25 protein-coding genes, 3 tRNA genes and 1 pseudogene are annotated in these 21,393 nt (G+C 71.3%); 23 read left to right on the top strand and 6 right to left on the bottom strand.

Going from position 1 to position 21,393, the window contains the following annotated elements; all coding sequences use genetic code 11:
* The 9 genes and pseudogenes from ACIG36_RS18800 to htpX all read left to right on the top strand — a co-directional run.
* Nucleotides 1-535: pseudogene (locus ACIG36_RS18800) on the top strand (hypothetical protein); the annotation flags it as partial.
* Nucleotides 532-1,497 carry an NADH-quinone oxidoreductase subunit H gene (locus ACIG36_RS18795; protein ID WP_399928643.1) on the top strand — a complete coding sequence of 322 codons (966 nt, stop codon included), beginning with the start codon at nucleotides 532-534 and terminating at the stop codon, nucleotides 1,495-1,497. The pseudogene ACIG36_RS18800 and the gene ACIG36_RS18795, both read left to right, overlap by 4 nt.
* Before the next feature lie 2 nt (nucleotides 1,498-1,499).
* Nucleotides 1,500-2,066, top strand: a complete 567-nt coding sequence (locus ACIG36_RS18790; RefSeq protein ID WP_399928640.1) for a NuoI/complex I 23 kDa subunit family protein — start codon at nucleotides 1,500-1,502, stop codon at nucleotides 2,064-2,066.
* 2 nt (nucleotides 2,067-2,068) lie between these two features.
* Complete coding sequence (locus ACIG36_RS18785; RefSeq protein ID WP_399928637.1) at nucleotides 2,069-2,638, top strand: NADH-quinone oxidoreductase subunit J; 570 nt, start codon at nucleotides 2,069-2,071, stop codon at nucleotides 2,636-2,638.
* Nucleotides 2,638-3,012 (top strand): NADH-quinone oxidoreductase subunit NuoK, encoded by a 375-nt coding sequence (gene nuoK / locus ACIG36_RS18780; RefSeq protein WP_399928633.1) that lies wholly within the window; start codon nucleotides 2,638-2,640, stop codon nucleotides 3,010-3,012. Before ACIG36_RS18785 ends, nuoK begins: the two co-directional genes overlap by 1 nt.
* The gene (locus ACIG36_RS18775; protein ID WP_399928630.1) at nucleotides 3,009-5,087 is read left to right on the top strand and encodes an NADH-quinone oxidoreductase subunit L; all 2,079 of its coding nucleotides are present in this window, start codon (nucleotides 3,009-3,011) and stop codon (nucleotides 5,085-5,087) included. Before nuoK ends, ACIG36_RS18775 begins: the two co-directional genes overlap by 4 nt.
* Nucleotides 5,088-5,104: 17 nt before the next feature.
* Nucleotides 5,105-6,652: a NuoM family protein gene (locus ACIG36_RS18770; RefSeq protein ID WP_399928956.1), complete on the top strand. Its 1,548-nt coding sequence runs from the start codon at nucleotides 5,105-5,107 to the stop codon at nucleotides 6,650-6,652.
* Nucleotides 6,652-8,157, top strand: coding sequence for an NADH-quinone oxidoreductase subunit N (locus ACIG36_RS18765; RefSeq protein ID WP_399928627.1), 1,506 nt, complete (start codon nucleotides 6,652-6,654; stop codon nucleotides 8,155-8,157). Before ACIG36_RS18770 ends, ACIG36_RS18765 begins: the two co-directional genes overlap by 1 nt.
* 157 nt (nucleotides 8,158-8,314) lie before the next feature.
* A complete protein-coding gene (gene htpX / locus ACIG36_RS18760; RefSeq protein ID WP_399928624.1) occupies nucleotides 8,315-9,175 on the top strand; it encodes a zinc metalloprotease HtpX in 861 nt (286 codons plus the stop codon).
* A 9-nt stretch (nucleotides 9,176-9,184) separates the two neighbouring features.
* On the opposite strand, the gene ACIG36_RS18755 is transcribed toward htpX, so the two are convergent.
* Nucleotides 9,185-9,415 (bottom strand): hypothetical protein, encoded by a 231-nt coding sequence (locus ACIG36_RS18755; RefSeq protein ID WP_399928621.1) that lies wholly within the window; start codon nucleotides 9,413-9,415, stop codon nucleotides 9,185-9,187.
* Nucleotides 9,416-9,668: 253 nt separating this feature from the next.
* Between ACIG36_RS18755 and ACIG36_RS18750 the strand changes: the two genes are divergently transcribed.
* Together ACIG36_RS18750 and ACIG36_RS18745 are read left to right on the top strand one after the other, a co-directional pair.
* A complete protein-coding gene (locus ACIG36_RS18750; RefSeq protein ID WP_399928618.1) occupies nucleotides 9,669-10,061 on the top strand; it encodes a YccF domain-containing protein in 393 nt (130 codons plus the stop codon).
* Nucleotides 10,062-10,495: 434 nt separating this feature from the next.
* A complete protein-coding gene (locus ACIG36_RS18745; RefSeq protein WP_399928616.1) occupies nucleotides 10,496-11,755 on the top strand; it encodes an MFS transporter in 1,260 nt (419 codons plus the stop codon).
* 95 nt (nucleotides 11,756-11,850) lie between these two features.
* Here ACIG36_RS18745 and ACIG36_RS18740 read toward each other — a convergent pair whose 3' ends face one another.
* A complete protein-coding gene (locus ACIG36_RS18740; protein ID WP_399928613.1) occupies nucleotides 11,851-12,303 on the bottom strand; it encodes a hypothetical protein in 453 nt (150 codons plus the stop codon).
* 39 nt (nucleotides 12,304-12,342) lie between these two features.
* On the bottom strand, nucleotides 12,343-13,056 hold the full coding sequence (locus tag ACIG36_RS18735) for a phytanoyl-CoA dioxygenase family protein (RefSeq protein ID WP_399928611.1): 714 nt from the start codon (nucleotides 13,054-13,056) through the stop codon (nucleotides 12,343-12,345).
* A gap of 346 nt (nucleotides 13,057-13,402) precedes the next feature.
* On the opposite strand from ACIG36_RS18735, the gene ACIG36_RS18730 reads away from it, so the two are divergent.
* The 6 genes from ACIG36_RS18730 to ACIG36_RS18705 all read left to right on the top strand — a co-directional run bounded on the left by ACIG36_RS18730 (nucleotide 13,403) and on the right by ACIG36_RS18705 (nucleotide 16,898).
* Nucleotides 13,403-14,470 carry a hypothetical protein gene (locus ACIG36_RS18730; RefSeq protein ID WP_399928609.1) on the top strand — a complete coding sequence of 356 codons (1,068 nt, stop codon included), beginning with the start codon at nucleotides 13,403-13,405 and terminating at the stop codon, nucleotides 14,468-14,470.
* Complete coding sequence (locus tag ACIG36_RS18725; protein WP_399928606.1) at nucleotides 14,467-14,679, top strand: hypothetical protein; 213 nt, start codon at nucleotides 14,467-14,469, stop codon at nucleotides 14,677-14,679. Before ACIG36_RS18730 ends, ACIG36_RS18725 begins: the two co-directional genes overlap by 4 nt.
* A 29-nt stretch (nucleotides 14,680-14,708) precedes the next feature.
* Entirely contained in the window at nucleotides 14,709-15,230 is a 522-nt protein-coding gene (locus tag ACIG36_RS18720) for a GNAT family N-acetyltransferase (protein ID WP_399928953.1), read from the top strand.
* Nucleotides 15,231-15,420: 190 nt separating this feature from the next.
* Nucleotides 15,421-15,975, top strand: a complete 555-nt coding sequence (locus tag ACIG36_RS18715) for a transposase family protein (protein ID WP_399928603.1) — start codon at nucleotides 15,421-15,423, stop codon at nucleotides 15,973-15,975.
* Nucleotides 15,976-16,046: 71 nt separating this feature from the next.
* Nucleotides 16,047-16,490, top strand: coding sequence for a hypothetical protein (locus tag ACIG36_RS18710; protein WP_399928600.1), 444 nt, complete (start codon nucleotides 16,047-16,049; stop codon nucleotides 16,488-16,490).
* A 198-nt stretch (nucleotides 16,491-16,688) separates the two neighbouring features.
* A complete protein-coding gene (locus ACIG36_RS18705) occupies nucleotides 16,689-16,898 on the top strand; it encodes a tyrosine-type recombinase/integrase (protein WP_399928597.1) in 210 nt (69 codons plus the stop codon).
* Between the two features lie 29 nt (nucleotides 16,899-16,927).
* On the opposite strand, the gene ACIG36_RS18700 is transcribed toward ACIG36_RS18705, so the two are convergent.
* Nucleotides 16,928-17,416, bottom strand: a complete 489-nt coding sequence (locus tag ACIG36_RS18700) for a YajQ family cyclic di-GMP-binding protein (protein WP_399928594.1) — start codon at nucleotides 17,414-17,416, stop codon at nucleotides 16,928-16,930.
* Between the two features lie 188 nt (nucleotides 17,417-17,604).
* Between ACIG36_RS18700 and ACIG36_RS18695 the strand changes: the two genes are divergently transcribed.
* Nucleotides 17,605-17,686 (top strand) — tRNA-Tyr (locus ACIG36_RS18695).
* 69 nt (nucleotides 17,687-17,755) lie between these two features.
* On the opposite strand, the gene ACIG36_RS18690 is transcribed toward ACIG36_RS18695, so the two are convergent.
* On the bottom strand, nucleotides 17,756-18,421 hold the full coding sequence (locus ACIG36_RS18690; RefSeq protein ID WP_399928592.1) for an NAD(P)H-binding protein: 666 nt from the start codon (nucleotides 18,419-18,421) through the stop codon (nucleotides 17,756-17,758).
* Nucleotides 18,422-18,450: 29 nt separating this feature from the next.
* On the bottom strand, nucleotides 18,451-19,713 hold the full coding sequence (locus ACIG36_RS18685) for an amidohydrolase family protein (RefSeq protein WP_399928590.1): 1,263 nt from the start codon (nucleotides 19,711-19,713) through the stop codon (nucleotides 18,451-18,453).
* A gap of 207 nt (nucleotides 19,714-19,920) precedes the next feature.
* Between ACIG36_RS18685 and ACIG36_RS18680 the strand changes: the two genes are divergently transcribed.
* The 5 genes from ACIG36_RS18680 (at nucleotide 19,921) to ACIG36_RS18660 (ending at nucleotide 21,352) form a co-directional block, all read left to right on the top strand.
* Nucleotides 19,921-19,993, top strand: a tRNA-Thr gene (locus ACIG36_RS18680).
* Between the two features lie 51 nt (nucleotides 19,994-20,044).
* Nucleotides 20,045-20,117: transfer RNA gene (locus ACIG36_RS18675), tRNA-Met, on the top strand.
* 86 nt (nucleotides 20,118-20,203) lie between these two features.
* On the top strand, nucleotides 20,204-20,368 hold the full coding sequence (gene rpmG, locus ACIG36_RS18670) for a 50S ribosomal protein L33 (protein WP_004571794.1): 165 nt from the start codon (nucleotides 20,204-20,206) through the stop codon (nucleotides 20,366-20,368).
* A gap of 97 nt (nucleotides 20,369-20,465) precedes the next feature.
* Nucleotides 20,466-20,918, top strand: coding sequence for a MaoC family dehydratase N-terminal domain-containing protein (locus ACIG36_RS18665; protein WP_399928586.1), 453 nt, complete (start codon nucleotides 20,466-20,468; stop codon nucleotides 20,916-20,918).
* Entirely contained in the window at nucleotides 20,918-21,352 is a 435-nt protein-coding gene (locus tag ACIG36_RS18660; RefSeq protein WP_399928584.1) for a MaoC family dehydratase, read from the top strand. Before ACIG36_RS18665 ends, ACIG36_RS18660 begins: the two co-directional genes overlap by 1 nt.
* The last annotated feature ends 41 nt before the right edge of the window (nucleotides 21,353-21,393 follow it).

Below are 21,393 nucleotides of genomic sequence, written 5' to 3'. Positions count from 1 at the left end.
GGGCAAGCCCGTTTCCTCCCGCCGCGACGGCGACCAGCCCACCGCGGGCGGCCCGGCGGTGCCGGACGCCCCCGGCCGGGCCGGCAAGGCCGAGGTGCCCGCTGAGCCGGAGGCCCCGGCCTCCGAGGCGCCGGGCAAGCCCGTTTCCTCCCGCCGCGACGGCGACAAGCCCACCGCGGGCGGCCCGGCGGTGCCGGACGCCCCCGGCCGGGCCGGCAAGGCCGAGGTACCCGTCGAGCCGGAGGCCCCGGCCTCCGAGGCGCCGGGCAAGCCCGTTTCCTCCCGCCGCGACGGTGATCAGCCCCCCGGGCGCGGCCCGGCGGTGCCGGACTCGGCGCACGTCGAAGCCCCCGGCCCAGCCGACCCGGCAGGCGGAACCGGCGAACCCACCGAGCCCGGCGCAGCCGACCCGGCAGCCGAATCGGCTGAACCGGCCGAACCCGGCGCACCGCCCAAGCCCGGCGCAGCCGACGCGGCAGCCGACGGCGGCGAACCCCAGAACGACCCGAACCCCGCCGGAGGCGACCCCGCATGAGCGACACACTCGACGTCGTCCTGCGCCTCGCCGCCGTGTTCGTCGTCTTTCTCGTGCTGCCGCTCGTCATCGGGCAGACCGAGCACAAGGTGATGGCCCACATGCAGGGCCGCCTCGGGCCCATGTACGCCGGCGGTTTCCACGGGTGGGCGCAGCTCGTCGCGGACGGTGTGAAGTTCGCGCAGAAGGAAGACGTCGTACCCGCCGGCGCGGACCGAAGGATCTTCCAGCTCGCGCCCGCCGTGGCGCTGCTGCCGTACCTGCTCGTGCTCGTCGCGATCCCCGTCGGGCCCGGCAACGCCGTCGGCCAGGTCGTCGATGCCGGCATCTTCTTCGTGCTCGCCGTCATGGGCGTCGGAGTGCTCGGCTCGCTGATGGCCGGCTGGGCCTCGGCGAACAAGTTCTCCCTGCTCGGCGGCCTGCGCACGGCCGCCCAGCTGATGGCCTACGAGCTCCCGATGCTGCTCGCCGCGGCCTCCGTCGCCATGGCGGCGGGCACGGTGTCGCTGCCCGGCATCGTCGACGCCTTCCACTGGTGGTGGGTGCCGTGGCAGATCGTGGGCGGGCTGGTCTTCTTCACCGCCGGGCTCGCCGAGCTGCAGCGGCCCCCGTTCGACATGCCCGTCGCCGACTCCGAGATCATCTTCGGCGCGTACACCGAGTACACGGGCCTGCGCTTCGCGATGTTCCTGCTGTCCGAGTACGCGGGCATCGTCGTCCTGTGCGGGCTGACGACCGTCCTCTTCCTCGGCGGCTGGCACGGCCCCTTCGGGGCCGACGGCCTGGGCTGGGTGTGGACGCTGCTCAAGACGGCGGTCCTGGCCTTCGTCGTCATCTGGCTTCGCGTGAGCTATCCCCGCCTGCGCGAGGACCAGCTGCAGAAGCTCGCCTGGACCGTTCTCATTCCGCTCGCCCTCGCGCAGATCGCGCTCACCGGCGTCGTCAAGGTGGTGATCCAGTAGCCATGGGTATCCCCGGATCCGGCCTGGCCAAGGGCCTCGCCGTCACCCTCCGCACGATGACCCGCCGCTCGGTCACCGCGCAGTACCCGGACGTCCAGCCCGAGCTGCCGCCCCGTACGCGCGGCGTCATCGGGCTGTTCGAGGAGAACTGCACGGTCTGCATGCTGTGCGCCCGCGAATGCCCCGACTGGTGCATCTACATCGACTCCCACAAGGAGACGGTGCCCGCCGCCACCCCGGGCGGCCGCGAGCGCAGCCGCAACGTCCTCGACCGCTTCGCGATCGACTTCGCGCTGTGCATGTACTGCGGCATCTGCATCGAGGTGTGCCCCTTCGACGCGCTGTTCTGGTCGCCGGAGTTCGAGTACGCCGAGACCGACATCCACGAGCTCACCCACGAGCGCGACAAGCTCCGCGAGTGGATGTGGACCGTGCCCGAGCCGCCCGCGCTGGACGCGGCGGCCGAGGAGCCCAAGGAGATCGCGGCGGCCCGCAAGACGGCCGAGAAACTCGCCGCACAGCAGGCCGCGGAGCAGCAGGAGCAGCAGGAGAAGGAGGGAGAGGCGTGAGCATGACCGGCACCGGAACCGGCCCCACCCTCCTCGCCGCGAACGCGCACGGATTCCTCTCCCCGACCGGTGTCGAGGTCGCCTTCCTCCTGGTCGGCCTCGTCACCCTCGGCGCGGCCGTCGTCACCGTCACCACCAAGCAGCTGGTGCACGCCGCCCTGTGGCTGGTGGTGGCGCTCGGCGGGCTCGCCGTGGAGTACCTGCTGCTGACGGCGGAGTTCATCGCCTGGGTGCAGGTGCTGATCTACGTCGGTTCCGTCGTGGTCCTCCTCCTGTTCGGGCTGATGCTCACCAAGGCCCCCATCGGGCGCTCACCGGACGCCGACTCGGCCAACCGGTGGCCCGCCCTCGGCGTGGCCGTCGCGGCCGCCGCCGCGCTCGTGTGGGTGGTCGTGGACGCCTTCCGCGCGACCTGGATCGACCTGGACGGCGCGCCGCAGGGCTCCACCAAGGTCTCCGGAGAGATCCTCTTCCGGCACTGGGTGCTGCCGTTCGAGGCGCTGTCCGTGCTGCTGCTCGCCGCGCTCGTCGGCGCGATCGTCCTGTCCCGCAGGAAGAACGAGGAGCGCTGATGCATCTCGCCTATCCCACCGTCCTCGCCGCCCTCCTCTTCTGCGTGGGCCTGTACGGCGTGCTCGCCCGGCGCAACGCGATCCTCGTCCTGATGTCCGTCGAGCTGATGCTCAACGCCGTCAACCTCAACCTCGTCGCCTTCGACGTGTGGCTGCGCGACGCGCTCCACGCCGGCCAGGCGCTCACCCTCTTCACCATCGCCATCGCCGCCGCCGAGATCGGCATCGGCCTGGCGATCGTCCTGCTCGTGTACCGCAACCGCGGCACCGCCGACATCGACCGGCTCCGCGACCTGCGCGAGGACGCCGAGGACGGCACGGACGCCACCGAACGACCGGCAGACCGCGACGAGAAGGCTGAGGCCGCCGCGTGAGCACCACGACCACCGCCGTCCTCGTCCCCCTGCTGCCCTTCCTCGGCGCCGCGGCCGGCCTGCTCCTCGGCCGCCGCGTCCCCGGAGCCGTGCGGCCGCTCGCCGTGCTGCCCACGCTGGCCGCCGCCGTCCTCGCGGTCGTCGTCGCCTGGCGACAGGGCGGGGGCGAGGCGCTGACCGCCGCCACCCGGCTCACCCCCACCGGGTCCGTGCCCATCGACCTCGCGCTGCAGCTGGACGGCTTCGCCGTGCTCGTCGCCGTGCTGGTCGGCGTCGTGGCGACCTGCGTCCAGCTGTACTCGACCGCCTACCTGCGCGACGATCCCCGCTACCCCTCCTACGCGGCCCTCGTCTCCCTCTTCACCTCCGCGATGCTGCTCGTCGTCTACTCAGGCGACCTGATGGTGCTGCTGGTCGGCTGGGAGATCATGGGCATCTGCTCGTATTTCCTGGTCGGCCACTACTGGGAGACCGAGGCCGCCCGCGCCGCCTCCCTCAAGGCCTTCCTGGTCACCAAGCTCGGCGACGTCCCCTTCCTGATCGGCCTCTTCGCGCTGGCCGCCGACGCCGGCACGTTCCGGATCAACGGGATCCTCACCGCCGCCGTCTCCGGCGGCATCGAGCACCCCACCCTCGTCGCGCTGCTGCTCCTGGCCGGAGTCGCGGGCAAGTCCGCGCAGTTCCCGCTGCACACCTGGCTGCCCGACGCGATGGCAGGCCCCACCCCGGTCTCCGCGCTGATCCACGCCGCGACGATGGTCGCGGCCGGCGTCTACTTCATCGCCCGGCTCCTCCCCGTCTTCGCCGCCTCGGCGGCGGCCCTGGTCGTGCTGGCCGTGATGGCCGCGGTCACCATGACCGGCTCGGCCCTCGCCGCCCTGGCCCAGGACGACATCAAGCGCGTCCTGGCCTACTCCACCGTCGGCCAGCTCGGCTACATGACCGGCGCCCTGGCCGTCGGCGACCGCGGCGCGGCCGTCTTCCACCTCATCTCGCACGGCGCGTTCAAGGCCCTCCTCTTCCTCGGCGCGGGCGTGATCATCCACGCGGCGGGAACGAACTCGCTGGCCGCGATGGCCCGGATGCGGGACCTCTGGGGGCGCGCGCCGGATGCCTTCTGGACCATGACCGTCGCGCTACTGGCCCTCGCGGCCATCCCGCCCTTCAGCGGCTTCTTCTCGAAGGAAGCCGTCCTCGGCGCGGCGGAACACGCGGCCACCGGCCAGACCCAGGGCGTGCCCAGTGGGGTTGGCTGGATCGTGCTGGTCGCGGGAATGGCCACCGCCCTGCTCACCGCCGCCTATGCCACGCGCCTGTGGCTGCTGGCCGGCTCACCTCCGCTGACGCGGAGCAAGAGCAGGGCCGGTGACCGCATCGCCGCCGACAAGGCGCCGACGGGACCGAACGTAGCGGACTCCACTGACAGCGCGGGCGTGGTGGCGTACCCCGCCAAGACGCCCGCCGTGATGAACGCCGTCCTCTGGGTCCTCCTCGTGCCCACCACCGTGCTCGGCCTGGCCGCCTGGGAGCTGCCCGACTGGTTCGACGGGGGCTCGCTGACCCCGACGCTCACCACCTCCGTCCTGTCCACCGGCTGCGCCCTCGCGGGCGTGCTCGTCATGTACGCGGCCTGGCGCAGGACCGTCGCGGCCGCCGCCCGCACGCCCCTGGGCGCCGTGGCCGCCGACCCCGGTGCCGCCCCGTACGTCTCCGAGGAGGAGGCCATCGCCACCCACGAGGCCGCCTACGGCGGCATCGCGGGCGCCCCGGACCCCGCCGACCCCGGCCGGCTCCTCCTCGGCCCGCTGCACCGCCACGCGGTCACCGGCTTCCACCTCGACGCCGTGTACTCCGCGCTCTTCGTCCGGCCCGTGCGCGCCGCCGCCCGCCTCGCCCGCTTCCTCGACCGCGAGGTCGTCGACGCGTACGTGCGCGGCGCGGGCGGCGCCCCCCGCCTGCTCGGCGCGGCCGTCCGCCGCGCCCAGACCGGCAATGTGCAGACCTACCTCGGCGCCCTGCTCGCCGGCTCCGTCGTCCTGGCCGTCGCCGCCGTTCTCGTAGCCACCGGAGCCTGACCGTGAGTCATACCGTCATGCAGATCCTCCTCGCTGCGATCGTCGTCGTCCCCCTCGCCGGAGCCGTCGCCGCCCTGCTCCCGGCCCCGCCCGGCCTCAAGGGCACCAGCCCCGACCAGGCCGTGCTGCGGCACGGCGTGACCGTCACCGGCGTCGTCCTCGCGCTGTCCGTGGCCCTTGCCGCCGGCTTCGACCACGACCGCCCCGCGCGCATGCAGGCGACCACCGACATCAGCTGGATCCCGGCCCTCGGCATCCGTATCCACCTCGGCGTCGACGGCATCTCGCTCCCCCTCCTCGTCCTGACGGCGCTGCTGACCTTCCTCTGCGCGCTGTACAGCTACCACCGCATGCCCGCGGGCCCGTCCCCCAAGGCATTCGTCGCGCTGCTCCTCGTCCTCGAGTCCGGCACCCTCGCGACCTTCGCCGTCCTCGACCTGATGCTGTTCTTCCTGGCGTTCGAGATGGTGCTCATCCCGATGTACTTCCTCATCGCCCGCTGGGGCGGCGAGGGCAGGGAACGCGCCGCGTGGCGGTTCATCCTCTACACGCTGCTCGGCTCCGTCGTGATGCTGCTCGGCCTCCTCCTGGTCGGCATCAAGGGCGGCACGTTCGACATGGTGGCACTCGCCACTGACAACGGGTCGTCGCTCGGTCACACCACGCAGCTCATCGCGGTTCTGGCCATCGGCACCGGCCTGGCCGTCAAGGCCCCCATGTGGCCCCTGCACAGCTGGCTGCCCGACGCCCACACCGCCGCCCCGACCGTCGGCTCGGTGCTGCTGGCCGGCGTGCTGCTGAAGATGGGCACCTACGGTTTCGTGCGCATCATCCTGCCGATCGCCCCGGACGGCGCCCACACCTTCGCGCCCTACCTCGCCGCCTTCGCGGCCGTCGGCATCGTCTACGGCTCCCTGGTCTGCCTCGCCCTGGCCCGCAGGGGCGCGAAGGGCGACCTCAAGCGCCTGATCGCCTACTCCTCCGTCGGCCACATGGGCTTCGTGCTGCTGGGCATCGCCACGCTGACCCCCACCGGGATCAACGGCGCGCTGTTCGCCAACATCGCCCACGGCCTGATCACCGGCCTGCTCTTCTTCCTCGTCGGGGCCATCAAGGACCGCTACGGCACCAGTGACCTCGACGGTCTCTCCGGCCTCACCGGCGGCGCGCTCTACGGCAGGGCCCCCCGCCTCGGCGGCCTGCTCGCCTTCGGCGCCGTCGCCTCGCTCGGCCTGCCCGGCCTCGCCGGCTTCTGGGGCGAGATGCTCGCGATGTTCGCCTCCTTCCGCCCCGCCGACGGGCTCAGCCGCCCCGCGTTCCTCGTCTTCATGGCCCTGGCCGGCTTCGGAACCCTGCTGACCGCCGCCTACCTGCTCGTCGTCGTGCGCCGGGTGTGCATGGGGGAGAAGCGCGACGAGACCCCCGCCCTCGCGGACGTCCAGCCGTACGAGTTCGCCGCCTGGACCCCGCTCGTCGCCCTCACCGTCCTCGCCGGACTCTGGCCCGCGGCCCTCCTCGGCCTCACCGACCCGGCCGTTCAGCAGCTCCTCGCAGGAGGCAACTGATGGGCTCCCTGATCCAGTCCGTCGACTGGCTCGCCATCGCCCCGCCCACCGTCACGGCCGTCGTGGCCCTGGTGATCCTGGTGGCCGACCTCTTCGTCGCCGAGCACCGCAAGCCGCTGCTCGGATGGATCGCCGTCGCGGGCCTGCTGCTGGCCGGACTGTCCCTGCTGCCGCTGCTGGACGGCGACCGCTCGACCTTCTGCCTCACCGGCACCACGGCCGGTGACGCCTGCAGCTACACCGCCGACCACTTCACGCTCGTCATCCAGCTCCTGGTGCTCGGCGGAGCCCTGCTGACGGCGCTGCTGTCCATTGGCGACATCGTGGACTCCGAACTCCCCGCCGGGGAGTTCTGGTTCCTCCTGCTGTCCTCGGCCGCCGGCGCCGCGCTGCTGCCCGCCTCCCGCGACCTCGCCACCCTCGTCGTCGCCCTCGAGGTGGCCTCGCTGCCCGCCTTCGCCCTCGTCGGCCTGCGCCGCGGCGACAGCCGCTCCTCCGAGGCGGCACTGAAGTTCTTCCTGTCCTCCGTCACCGCGACGGCGGTCACCCTGCTGGGCGTCAGCTTCGTCTACGCCGCCACCGGCACCCTGCACCTCACCGCGATCGCCCAGGGCCTCACCGACGTCGACCCGCGCCTGGCCGTCCTCGCCCAGGCGGGCGTCGCCCTGACCCTCGTCGGCTTCGCCTTCAAGACCGCGGCCGTCCCCTTCCACTTCTGGGTGCCCGACACCTACGCTGGCGCCCCGCTGCCCGTCGCCGCCTACCTGTCGGTCATCGGCAAGGCCGTCGGCTTCACCGGCCTCATCCTGGTGACGGTCGTCGCCTTCCCCTCCTACGCCGACGTATGGGCCCCGGCCGTCGCCGTGCTCGCCGCCCTCACCATGACCGCAGGCAACGTCGCCGCCCTGCGCCAGCGCCCCGGCCGCAAGCGCAGCGCCGTACGCCTGCTGGCCTGGTCCTCGGTCGGCCAGGCGGGCTACCTGCTCGTCCCCATCGCCGCCGCCGGCTACACCGACGCCCCCTCCCGCGCCATCGGCTCCACCGTCGCGTACGCCCTGATGTACGCCGCTGTGAACCTGGGCGCCTTCGCCGTCGCCGCCCTCGTCGCCCGCACCAGCCCGGACAACCGGATCACCGACTACCGGGGCCTGTACGCCCGCCGCCCGCTCGCCGCGCTCTCGCTGGGCTTCTTCCTGCTCTGCCTGGCGGGCCTGCCGCCCGGCATCATCGGCCTCTTCGCGAAGGTCACCGTCTTCTCGGTGGCCGTCGACGCCGGCCTGGGCTGGCTGGCCGTCGTCATGGCGCTCAACGTCGTGATCGCGCTCTTCTACTACCTGCAGTGGACAGCGGTGCTCTTCCGCGGCGCCGAGACGGAGCAGGAACGGCAGCCGCTGCGCACCTCCCGCCCCCTGACGACGGCCATCGCCCTGACGGCGGTGACCGGCGTGGCCCTCTCCGGCGCCCCCCAGCTCGTCCTCCGCTTCGCCTCACGGGCGCTGCTGTAGCGGCGTCCGCAGCCGGCGCCTGTAGCCGGCGTCACCCGGTCGGACCAGCGCCGGCCCGCGTGCGCAAGGGAACCAGCCGCCCTCGCCTGGCGTTGACCAGTTCGAAAGGTTCCACTGGTTCAAGGGTTCCCCTGCCGCACCATTTGGAGGGCGTACCGTGCACCGCCGGCACAACGGGCTCAGGACCGCCGTCCTCCTCGGAGGGCTGTCCGCGCTCATCATCGTCATCGGCAGCATGTTCGGGCGTACGGGCCTGATCGTCGCGGTCCTGGTGGCACTCGGCACCAACGCCTACGCCTACTGGAACAGCGACAAGCTCGCCCTGCGCGCCATGCGCGCCCGGCCGGTCAGCGAGTTCGAGGCACCACAGCTCTACCGCATGGTCCGCGAGCTCTCCACCGCCGCACGCCAGCCCATGCCGCGCCTGTACATCTCCCCGACGGAGGCCCCCAACGCCTTCGCAACCGGCCGCAACCCGCGCAACGCCGCCGTCTGCTGCACCGACGGCATCCTGCGCCTGCTCGACGAGCGCGAGCTGCGCGGCGTCATCGGCCATGAGCTCAGCCACGTCTACAACCGCGACATCCTCATCTCCTCCGTCGCCGGCGCGCTCGCCTCGGTGGTGATGTTCCTGGTCAACTTCGCCTGGCTGATCCCCATCGGCCGCTCCGACGACGACGAGGGCCCCGGCATCATCGGCATGATCATGATCATGCTCCTCGGCCCCATCGCGGCCTCCCTCATCCAGCTCGCCGTCAGCCGCTCCCGCGAGTACGAGGCCGACGCCTCCGGCGCCCGCCTCACCGGCGACCCCCTGGCCCTCGCCTCCGCCCTCCGCAAGCTCGAGCTGGGCACCCAGCGCCGTCCCCTGCCGCCCGAGCCGCGCCTGGAGACGGCCAGCCACATGATGATCGCGAACCCGTTCCGGGCGGGGGAGGGCATGACGAAGCTGTTCTCCACCCACCCCCCGATGCGCGAGCGCATCAGCCGCCTGGAGCAGATGGCCGGCGGCCGCTGACCGCCCGCCCTAGGTGCCCAGCACCTTGCCGTCCTGGGTGCCGCCGGAGCAGACCTGCTGCACGGTGGGCGCCAGCAACGTCCCGCCCACCTTCACGGTGATCGTGCCGCCCCCGTCGATGCACTCCCGCGGCCCGATGTCCGCCGCCCCCGCCGGACGGGCACCGGCGACGCCCAACGCCCCCAGGGCGGCCAGCGCCACCGCCGTGACGGCCGTTCCGGTCATGAGGTGTACGCGCATGGTGACTCCTCCTGGTGTGCGCGACGGGGCGAGCCCCGGGCTCGCCCCACCATGACCACACAGGGCCGGACCGCGCGCGCCGAACTGACCCGTCCGGGGGCCGGTGGCGACCCACCGAAGCATCCCCGCCGGCCGTCCCCCATGCGTCCCCTAGGGGCCCGCTCAGGGTCCTCACCTGCGCGTTCACGCAACCGCGACCGTGCGGCCCGGCGTCTTGGTGGCCATAGCACCGGTCGCGTGGAAGGCTTACATCATGAGGTTCATCCTGAACGTAATCTGGCTGGTCCTCTGCGGGCTGTGGATGGCGCTCGGCTACATCGTCGCCGGCATCGTCTGCTGCGTCCTGATCGTCACCATCCCGTTCGGCATCGCCAGCTTCCGCATAGCCTCCTACGCCCTGTGGCCCTTCGGCCGGACGACGGTCGAGCGGCGGGACGCCGGTGCCGGGTCGCTCATCGGCAACGTCATCTGGATCGTCTTCGCGGGCTGGTGGCTGGCCCTCGGCCACATCCTCACGGGCATCGCGCTCTGCGTGACGATCATCGGCATCCCGCTCGGCATCGCCAACTTCAAGCTGATCCCGGTCTCGCTGATGCCGCTGGGCCGCGAAATCGTCCCCACGGACCGGCCGTTCGCGACCCGCTGAGGCACCACGACGCACGAGGGCGCGCCGGGGCGGACACAAGTCCGCGCCCGGCGCGCCCTCGTTGGTGCCGCCGAACCGCCTACCGGCGGAAGGTCACCGGTAGTTGACGAACCGCTCGATCGATCGTCTGACCTGCGTTGATCCAAGAAAACCCCGGTTGACGTGCGAAAACTACCCTCAGTAGTTGCCGCCGTGTTCCGGGGTCTTCCTGGTTCTTGTGCCCTGAGTGTGCCCTCGGGGCACCGGGGGCACCCCCTCGTTCCTGCCCTGCGACATCGGTCGTAGGGCAAAGCCATCTGTGTCGCGTGGACCCTGCCGCATTCGTGTGAGGTGTTGGGGAACGGCGGGCCCGCTGCGCCCGGAGGGTCCTAGGGTGGGCGCCGGTTCCACTGGGGCGAGCGCTTCCGGTCCCTACGCCCCGGCTCGGAGGGCACGTGAGTTACCTGCGGCTGCTCCGGCAGCGGTCCGTACTGGTGCTGTGGCTCGCACAGAGCCTCTCCGTGCTCGGGGATCGGCTGTACGCGCTCGCGGTGATGTGGGTCGTCTACGCCGCGACCGGCTCGGCCTCGCTCATGGGGCTGATCGCGGTCGTCGAGTCGCTGCCGTACGTCGTGCTCGGCACCGCCGGGCGCCATGCGGTCGCACGGTTCTCGACATTCGGGCGGCTGGCGTGGGTCGACGCGGCGCGGGCGCTGGTCGCGGTCGCGTTGCCCTTCCTGTGGTCACCGGACGCGCAGGGCGTGGCGCTGCTACTCGTCGGGGTGTTGCTGCTCGGCACTCTAGGAGCCTTGTTCGATCCGAACCTCGGCGCCCTGGTGCCGGATCTCGTCGAGCCCGCGCGGGTTCAACAGGTCACGGGACTGTTCGACCTCACGGGACGCATTGCCCGGATCGCGGGTCCGGCGAGTATCGGTCTGCTGCTGCTCGTCGTCTCCGAGGCGCAGCTCTTCGCACTGAACGGGGTGACGTTCGCAGTGTCCGCGGTGGCACTCGGATGGCTGGCACGGCGGTACGCCCTGGCGGCCGGCGCTGAGGGGGCGGAGCAGTCCGGCGGGGCGCGGCCGGCGGTACAAGCATGGCCGACGGTTCGCGCCCACCCCCGCGTCGGACTCGCGATCGGGGTGCACGGCGTCGCGCTGTTCTGCTCGGCCGTGACGGCAGTCGGCATGCCGGCGCTGCTCGCCACCCGGTACGGCGCCGGGGCGGCCGTCTACGGGCTTGTGACCGCTGCTGTGGGCGTCGGGGCGCTGCTGGGCAACCCCCTTGCCAGTAATCGGCGCCCAAGCGACTGGATGAGCGTGTACTGCGCGGCGTGGGTGGTGCAAGGCGTAGCAACGGCGTGCATGGGGCTGGTGCTGAGTCTGCCCGTGCTGCTGCTGCTCGCCGGGGTGACCGGTCTGGTCACCCCCGCTACAAGCGTCACCTTGCGGGCGCGCCTTGGCGTATTCGCCCCTGCTGAGCGCCTGCGATTGATGTCCGTGGACCAGACCGTGATCCGTGCCGGTGGTACGGCCGGAATGCTGATGCTGCCGTTCCTGGTCGACGCCTCGCCGCGCGGTGCGTTCGTGGCGGGCGGGGGCATCGTGGCCGGCACGGCGCTCGGCGCGCTGCTAGTCGCCTCCCGGGCGCTGCGCCCGGACGCCGCCCTGCCTGTACCCGCGGCGGCCCGTGGGCGAGCGGTGACTGCGGAATAGCCGGGTACGTGCCTCGGCCCCGCCACGCGGTGCAGGCGTGACGGGGCCGAGGGCTTACGGGGAAGTCGCCCGTTCAGGCGGCCGGTGTCGAGCTGCTACGCGGACTGCGGCTCGGCCTTCCACTGGGCCACCTCGAGGGCGAGCCAGTGCTCCACGGTGACGTCCTCCATGGGCACGCCGATCTCCTTGTAGATGCGGGTGTGCATGGCGCCGAACCAGGCGTCGCGGCGGTCGTCGAAGAATGCCCGGTCGTACCAGGAGACGCCGAGGATGACCGTCCCACCGCCGTTGGCGTTGTCGGTGTCGGCCTCGAAGTAGGTGCATTGCCAGTCCCACAGCATCTGCTCTTCGGGACGGGAACGGAGCCGCTCGTCGCTGGCGCGCAGGTGCTCGACGCACCGTTCGACGGTGGCGGCGTCGGGGCAGTAGTAGCGGCAGTCGCTGAACGCGATGACCGTCTTGCTGCCCCTGCGGGCGGGGTCGGCGTCGTCGCCGGTGAGGACGCGCACACGGGTGATCGGCGGTGCGCCGGTCTCGAGGATGGTCACGGTTGGTGCTCCTCTCTCTCCCATTGGTGCCTTGTTGGGCTACCAGCCCGATCCGGTGAGCGGGTACAGGCTGGGGCTGTAGTCGCCGCGCGCCTGAACAGCGCCGGGCGCGACGTAGCGAACGTTCAGGCCGACGCGGGGCTCATCGGCGGTGTTGCTGTCCGAGCGGTGGATGAGACGGACGTCCATCAAGCAGGCTTGACCGGCATCAAGAGGCAGCCACACCCCGCGCTCGTGCGGGCCGTCCGCCATGCCGTGCACCCCGAGCGCCTTGCCGCGCGCCGCGTCGCCGCTCTCCCGACCGTTGGGGAGGTAACCGGCGGCGTGTGATCCCGGCAGCACCTGCAAGCAGCCGTTCCCGGTGGTCGCGTCGGTGATGGCCAGCCATGCGGCGACCGACCGTTCGGGGTCGAGGTCCATGCGCTCATTCGTGCCGTCCTGGTGCCAGGGCACCAGGAACTCGCGTCCCGGCCACTTGACCATGAGAAAGGTTTTCTCAACGGCCACGGCGTTGCCGATGACGTCCTGGACGGCGCGGAGCAGCCCGGGGCTACGCACGGCGTAGGCGGCCCACTCGATGCGCAGATGAGCCTCGGGGGTGACCTCGGTACGGCTGTCGAGGTGCGTGGCTGTAACTTCGGCGCCGCAGCCGCGCGCCACCTCGTTCAGGTGCCAGCCGATGCCGGTACGGAAGCCGCTTTCGCCGAGCGGGCTCGGCCCGGCAAACCGGGGCGCGGCGGCGCGAGTGTTCATAGTTCGGTGACCTCTCTCGCCTCAGCAGCAGCTGAAGCGACGGCGAGTGCGCGGTGATGTCGTGCTCACCCCGCTGGTTTGCGGACCGCAGGGTGCGACCGAAGGAAGCGCGGGGGAAGGAGCCAAGAACGGGCAGCCTGCGCCGGCCGTCCGGCGTGCGCTCTTACGGACTTGCTCACGTCTTGCCCCCTCGCTGGCGTAGCTCGAAGTGGTGCACCACCAGTGCACTGCTCGAGCGGGCGCTGCGGGCGTCGCGGGACCGGACGTTTAGGCGGACGTTTTCGGGGTCGGCGCAGGCGTCAAGTCATTACGGTGTGGAGGGAATCCGCGGTCGCGAGGAGAGCGCATGGCGGGCAAGACGATCAGCCGGCTGACGCAGTTACGCCGGGCCGCCGGGTACACGCAAGCGTCATTCGTAGCGGCGTTCCTCGAGGAGGCTGCGCGCCTTGGGGTCGCGGCTTCCCTCAGTGTGCGGCAGCTGCGCCGGTGGGAACGAGAAACGCCGCCGCCTCTGCCGCACCCGGGTCAGCAGGCCGCACTGGAAGCCATGTTCGGCGTGCCGCTGGCCGAGATGGGCTTCGACGTCCCGAAGCACCGCGTGACGGTCGCAGTGCCGAACAGCGACGCTGGAGAGGTGAAGCGGAGAACGTTCGTCGCCGACGCCGGGGCACTCGCCGCAGCGACCCTTGTTCCTGTTCGACCGGGGCCGCGGATCGGTACGTCCGACATGGCCCGTCTGCGGTCGAGGCTCGACGGCTTGTACCAGACGGACCACACCATGGGCAGCATGCCGGCCATGACGCAGGCGGGCCGTATCGAGGGTGAGATTACAGAGGCTCTCGGCGCCGCCTCGTACACCAGCCGCATTGGTCGCGAGTTGCAGACGATGCTTGCCGAGCTGCATGGCCACCGGGCTTGGTACGGCTACGACGGCGGGCGCATTGATCAGGGGCGCGCCGCCTGCATGGAAGCGCTCGCCGCGGCGCAACTTGTCGACAATCCGTTGCTACGGATTTCCGTGCTCGAGACGCTGGTGCTCCTCGCGATCAAGGCGGAGCGAGCATGGGAAGCGGCGAGTGCGGTCGAGAACGCGTACCGCCTCGCCACGCGCGCGGGCGCCGGTCACACGGTGCACCTGGTGATCGCGCTGCGGGATGCGAACGTCGCGACCCACGCGGGAGACCTGTCCGGGGCGCGCCGCGCGCTGAGTCGGGCCGTCAGCCACCAAGGACGCGCGGACATGGATGCCGAGGTGCCGAAGTGGGCCCGGTTCGTCGGCCCGTTCGAGGTCGACTACGCCACGGCGGACATGTACGTGCGGGCCGAGCAGCCGAAACAGGCCGTGCCATTCCTGCGCGCCGCCGTGCGCGGCATCGGCGGCGACTTAGTCGCAACAGCGCCTCATACCGCGTGAAGCTCGCAGATGTACTTCTCGCCGCCGGGGAGGTCGACGAAGCTTGCGCGGAGATGGGCGCTGCTCTCGACGCATCCGGCGGTATCGCCTCTCCGCGGCTGCTGGGCAAGATCCGAGAGTTCCAGCAGGCCGCGGCCGGCGTCGACAGCATCGCGGTCCGCGAGTGCGGTGAGCGTATCCGCGAGACCGTCCGAGGAGGCACCACGTGACGCAGCAAGGGGCCATCACGGTAAAGCGCATGGATGGCGCTGCTGCCGCTGAGGCCGAGGAAGCGTTCAGGCTGGTCTACGCCGAGGCGTTCGCAGAGCCGCCGTACAACGAGACCGCGGGCGACGTGGCAGCCACCTTCCGGCGTTTCCGCTCCCAGACCCGCAAAGGCACCTTCCGCGCTGCCCTGGCGCGCGCCGAGGACGGCGAGCCGGTCGGCATGGCGTACGGCTACCCACTCGGTCCCAACACGGGGTGGTGGGACCAACTGACCGATCCCGTGTCCGATGACATGCGGCGGGAAGACGGGCGCCGCACCTTCGGGCTCATTGAGCTCGCGGTGCGCGGGCCGTGGCGCCGGCAGGGCATCGCGCATCGCCTGCACGAGACGCTGCTCGACGGCATCGAGGCCGAGCGTGTGCTGCTCAACGTCCACCCGGACAGCAAGGCAGCGTCGGCCGCCTACCGGACGTGGGGATATCGCAAGATCGGCGAGGCACGCCCGTGGGAGGGCGCGGACCTCCATGACGTGATGCTGCTCGACGTGCGCTGAGCACAGTGAAGCGGGGACGCCGCCCGGCAGGAGCCATGATTGCCCCGCACGTGGCCTGCCCGGAGACCGATGCTGCCGTGCTGGCGTGACGAATCCAGGCGAGGGAACTGGTCGTGATCCACGCCCATGGCTTGGCCACCGGCGAAAGGCCGGTGTGAGCACCGAATTGATACGACAGGAGTCGGAGAGCTTGGACGCCCCGCGCCTGGACCGCGCTCTGAAGAAGGTCACCAAGCTGGGCGGGGAGGTGGTCCTGATCGACGGCACCCTCATCCCCACCCAGCGCCGCACCGGAAGGGCCGACCGCCGGAACCACTCCGGCAAACACCGCCGTCACGGCCTGCACTTCCTCGCCCTGACCGACGAGAAGGGCCGGCTGATCCGGATATCGGCCGCCCGGCCCGGCCGCACCCACGACGTCACCGCCGCCCGCCGCGACCACATCCTGGCCCACCTGCGCACCGCCGGTCTGGGCGCCCTCGCGGACCTCGGCTTCCGCGGCCTGGACAACGACGTACGCGACCCCGTGGTCGTCACCGGGTTCACAGTCACCCGCTCCCACAAGCTCACACCCGGCCAGAAGACCGCCAATCGCGTCCTCGCCGTCGGACGGGCACCGGTCGAGCACGGCATCGCCCATCTCAAGAACTGGCGGGTCCTCACCAAACTCCGCACCGACCCCGCCTGCGCGACCCGCCTCCTGCGCGCCCTGCTCGTCCTGACGAACCTTGCAGTCAGCCGCTGAGCCTCCGTGCCCGTGACGACGGCGTCGCGTGGGCCGACGCTCCTGAGCAGGCCATATGGCATGGTGATCACGTGCTTGTCGTGATTGTGACGCTTCTTCTTGCCGTGCCGGTAGTCGGTTGCCTGCTGCTCGTGAAGGCTGTGCGCGTTGTGGTGACCCGGCGGCTGACTCGCAGGAAGGGCGCCGCTGCATGGGCGGAAGGGGCGGGCTGGCTGCTGTGTGGCGCGGTGCTGGCGTACGGAGTGGGGGTAGGGGCCATGTTCCTGTCCCCGTGGCCCGACTGGTGCCCGGTGGTGAAGTTCTCCGACGACCCCGATCCATCGACCGTGTCCCCTCACCCCCGTACGGAAAACAGCTGGTTTCCGCTGAAGGCCCGCTGCGTCTCTGACATTCACACTCCTGTCGACTTCATCCCCGCAGCGGTCAACCCGGTTCTCCTGACGAGCCTCGCGGGCGCGGCGGGCTGCGCGGCGGTGGCCGTTTGGCGCAGGCGGCAGGACCGGAACTCGGGCTGACAGACGATCTACCCCGCAGACTGCCGCCCACGACCAGCGTGAGCACCCCGAGCACCGGTCAGACCAGCCCTTTGAGCTGTGACTTTAAGCTGCCGGAGGCGCACTGCGGCGCACGGGCGCGCCCACGCGGGGTGGGTCAAGAGGGGGAAGCCGGAAGGCAAGGCACCTGAACTCTTGCAAGTCCCCGAAGGGGCGAGCATGCACGACCTGCGCCACTTCTACGCGTCGCTGCTGATCAAGCACCGCGAGAACGTCAAGACGGTGCAGAAGCGGCTCGGCCACGCGAAGCCGTCGATCACGCTCGACACCTACACGCATCTGTGGCCGGACGACGAGGACACAACGAGGGCCGCCGTCGAGGAAGTCCTCGGCGATGTGCCCCCGTTGTGCCCTGCCCGGCCCGCCTAAAGTGCATATGTGCAGGTCAGAGACCTACATCACCGGTAGTTGACGAACTGGACCGCGAAGTCCAGGTCCTTGCCCTTGAGTAGCGCCTGGACGGCCTGCAGGTCGTCGCGGCTCTTGGAGGAGACGCGCAGCTCCTCGCCCTGGACCTGAGCCTTGACGCCCTTCGGGCCCTCGTCACGGATGATCTTGGCGATCTTCTTGGCGTTCTCCTGGGAGATGCCCTCCACGATCGTGGCGAAGAGCTTGTACTCCTTACCGGAGGCCTGCGGCTCGCCGGCGTCCAGGGCCTTCAGGGAGATGCCGCGCTTGATCAGCTTGGACTGGAAGGTGTCGAGGATCGCCTTGACGCGCTCCTCGGAGTTGGCGCGCATCTCGATCTTCTCGCCGGACCACTCGATCGAGGCGCCGACGCCCTTGAAGTCGTAGCGCTGGGAGATCTCCTTGGCGGCCTGGTTGAGGGCGTTGTCGACCTCCTGCCGCTCGACCTTCGAGACGATGTCGAAACTGGAGTCGGCCATATTGAGTTGGCTCCTCGTACGTAGATCCATCAGGGGGCGCGGCCCCTGATGGGCCGCGCTGCCAGCCTAGTCACCCGGGGGCCGATCGAGGGGCTGTGAACCGAGTGGCGGACCACCCCAGGTCATCGGGTATGGTTTACGTCGTTGCCCCGGAGCGACTCGAAAGAGCGACCGAGGTGACAGCCCATGGCGGTGTGCCCGAGTGGCCAATGGGAGCGGACTGTAAATCCGTCGGCTTAGCCTACCCAGGTTCGAATCCTGGCGCCGCCACAGAACGAGGCCCCTGACCTGCGAAGGTCAGGGGCCTCTTTTGTTGCCGGGGTGTCCCCGCAGCGGCCGTCAGTCCGCCAGTGCCTTGACCGCCTCCGTCACGGGCGTGTCGCCGCCGATCAGCTCCAGCGTCAGGCCCAGCGCCCCCCACTCGTCTTCCAGCAGCGCCGCCAGCACCGCCGCCACGTCGTCCCGGGTCACCTCGCCCCGGCCCGTGGAGCCCGGCGACAGGGTCACCCGGCCCGTCCCCGGGTCGTTCGTCAGGCGGCCGGGGCGCAGGATCGTCCAGTCCAGGCCGCTGCGGGCGCGGATGTCGGCGTCGGCGGCGCCCTTGGCGCGCAGGTAGGCGGCGAAGACCGGGTCGGTGCCCTCCGCCGGCTCGCTGTCGGCGCCCATGGACGAGACGACGATCAGGCGCCGCACGCCGGCGGCCTCGGCCGCGTCGGCGAACAGGGTGGCGGCCCCGCGGTCGACGGTGTCCTTGCGGTCGATGCCGCTGCCGGGCCCGGCGCCGGCGGCGAAGACGGCTGCGTCGGCGCTCTCCAGGTGCCGGGCGACGTCCGCGACGGTCGCCGACTCCAGGTCGCACACGACCGGTTCGGCTCCGGCCGCCAGCAGGTCTCCCGCCTGTCCCGGGCGGCGGATGATCCCCGCCACCTCGTCACCGCGCTCGGCGAGCAACCGCTCCAGCCGCAGCGCGATCTGACCATGTCCTCCTGCGATGACAATGCGCATGATCCGACCGTACGCCCCGGAGGGGCGCCTCAGGCCGGATCGCCGCCGCGTGGCGACTGGCGGGGCAGGTCGAGGGCCACGGTGGCCTGGACGTCCCCGTACTCCCGCACCGCGCTCGTCCTGGCCACCACGCGCCCCTTGTGGACCACGAGCCGGCTGTAGCCCAGGGAGAGCACCCCGGCGATCCCGGAACCCCGCACCGCCAGCAGCTCGGCCGGGAACCCGGCCTCCACCCGCACCTCAGGCAGCCCCAGTGCCGTGCGGGCGCGCCCGCTGACGGCCTCGTACGCCCGCTCCGGGCTGAGCTCGCCGCGCGAGGCCAGCAGGAACGCGGCCTCCAGGGGGTCGCCCCGCCCCACGGGGTTGGCCGCGTCGCGCAGCGAGCCGCTGCCGGCCGCCACCCGGACCCCGGCCGACCGCAGCAGGCGTACGGGCGCGTACCAGGGGGCCCGTGTGCCGCCGGAGACCCCGCAGTCGCCCTGCGGAAGGCACATGACCGTCACGCCGGCCGCGGCGAGCTGCTGGGCCGCCCGCGCGGCCTGCTCGTACGGCAGCCGGGCCAGGCCTCCGCAGGGGCCGATGGCCACGCCCGGCCGCAGTCCGCCCGCCATAGCGGCCAGCCGGGCCAGCCGGGCCGGGTCGGCGCCGTCGGTGTGCAGGTCGACGGCGCAGCCGTGCTCGGCCGCGATGGCCAGCACGGCCTCGGCGTAGCCCGTCGGGTCGGGGTCGAGGTCGGGGCAGCCGCCGACGACGGTGGCGCCCATCTTGACGGCGTCCCGCAGCATGGCCAGCCCGTCGGCTCCGGCGGCGCCCGTCAGCAGCCGGGGGACCGGTACGGCGGTGAGCTCGGTGAGCCCGCGCAGCGACCTGCGCGCCTGCAGCACGGCCTCGAGCGAGCGGAGCTCCTGCACGTCCCCGATGCGCACATGGGCGCGTACGGCGGTGGCGCCGTGTCCCAGCTGCAGCAGCGCGGCCTCGGTGGCCCGGCGCTGGACGTCCTCGACGGAGTGCGGGACGGGGCCGCCGAGGTCGGCGGTGAGCGCGGTGTCGTAGTGGGCGTGCGGTTCGGCGGGGGCGGGCAGCAGGACGTAGCCGCTGAGGTCGACCCGCGGGCCGGGCGCGAGGCTGCCGGCGGTGCCGACGGCCTCGATCCGGCCGCCGCTGAGGCGCACGTCCACGACGCGTCCGTCCGTGAGCCGGGCGCCGCAGAGCACCAGGGGGCCGTCGCCGGACTGCGGGGTGGCGGCGTCGCCGTCGGGGCTTCTGGCGGGCTGCGGCTGACTGTCGGGCATCGCGATCCTCCGGTGGGCCGGGGCGGGCATGATCACGCAGCGTGGTCCGAGCGTAGGGCGCGTAGGAAGCCGGTTCGAGCAGGCGACGAATAGTCGTACTGGTGTGGTCACCGGGGCCGCGGGCGAGCCGCGGGAGAAGGGCCAGGCGGGGGCGGCCGGATACGGATTTCACCTTCGGCCGCAGACCGTGTAATGTCTTCCTCGCTCGCCCCAATAGCTCAGTCGGCAGAGCGTCTCCATGGTAAGGAGAAGGTCAACGGTTCGATTCCGTTTTGGGGCTCTGGTGTGGAAGGTTTCCCCGTCTTAGGACGGGGAAGCTCTCCCGCATCAAAGCGGTGTAGCTCAGTCGGTAGAGCAAGCGGCTCATAATCGCTGTGTCACCGGTTCAAGTCCGGTCACCGCTACACACAGTAGCCGATTGTGGGGTCGGTCCTCCGATCGGCTACTCTTTTCTGCGTTTAATCCGTCCATTCCGTCAAGGAGCACTCACGTGGCTGCCACCGACGTCCGCCCGAAGATCACGCTGGCCTGCGTGGAGTGCAAGGAGCGGAACTACATCACCAAGAAGAACCGGCGTAACGACCCGGACCGCCTTGAGATGAAGAAGCACTGCCCGCGCTGCAACGCCCACACGGCGCACCGCGAAACGCGCTGACGCTAAGTCTCGTTCATGAGGCCGCCCCCAGAACCTGGGGGCGGCCTCATGGCGTATCCACCCACGGAAAATCAGTCCATCAGGAGGTGCCGGGCCCATGGCGCTCGACCAGTCCTTCGTCGGACGGACCTATCCGGCCACCGAGCCCTATGAGGTCGGCCGGGAGAAGATCCGCGAATTCGCCGAGGCCGTAGGCGACGCCAATCCGGCCTACACCGACGCCGGGGCCGCCGCCTCGCTCGGTCACCCGGATGTGATCGCCCCGCCGACTTTCGTGTTCGCCATCACTTTCAAGGCCGCCGGTCAGGTCATCGAGGACCCGCAGCTGGGGCTGGACTACTCCCGTGTGGTGCACGGCGACCAGAAGTTCGTCTACACCCGCCCGATCCACGCGGGCGACCGCCTGACGGTCACCTCGACGATCGAGTCGATCAAGTCCCTGGCGGGCAACGACGTGCTGTCGGTCCGCGGCGAGGTCCACGACGCCGACGGCGCCCACGTCGTGACCGCGCACACGACGCTGGTGGCGCGCGCCGCCGAGGAGGCGTGATGGCCGCGAAGATCTCCTACGACGACGTCGAGGCCGGCACCGAGCTGCCCGCGCAGTCCTTCCCGGTGACCCGGGCGACGCTCGTCCGCTACGCGGGCGCCTCCGGCGACTTCAACCCGATCCACTGGAACGAGAAGTTCGCCAAGGAGGTCGGCCTGCCGGACGTGATCGCGCACGGCATGTTCACCATGGCCGAGGCGATCCGCGTGGTGACCGACTGGGCCGGCGACCCGGCGGCCGTGGCCGAGTACGGCGTGCGGTTCACCAAGCCGGTCGTCGTCCCGAACGACGACGAGGGCGCGGTCATCGAGGTCAGCGGCAAGGTCGCGGCCAAGCTCGACGACGAGGCCCGCACGGTCCGCGTCGACCTGGTGGCGATGAACGAGGGCCGGAAGGTCCTCGGCATGTCCCGCGCGGTGGTCAGGCTCGCGTGACGCGACTCACCTGACGTAAGGGGCGCCTCTCCATGGAGGGC

Source organism: Streptomyces sp. NPDC053048 (assembly GCF_044547045.1).
Lineage (GTDB): Bacteria > Actinomycetota > Actinomycetes > Streptomycetales > Streptomycetaceae > Streptomyces.
This window is presented reverse-complemented; position numbering and strand designations above follow the sequence as displayed.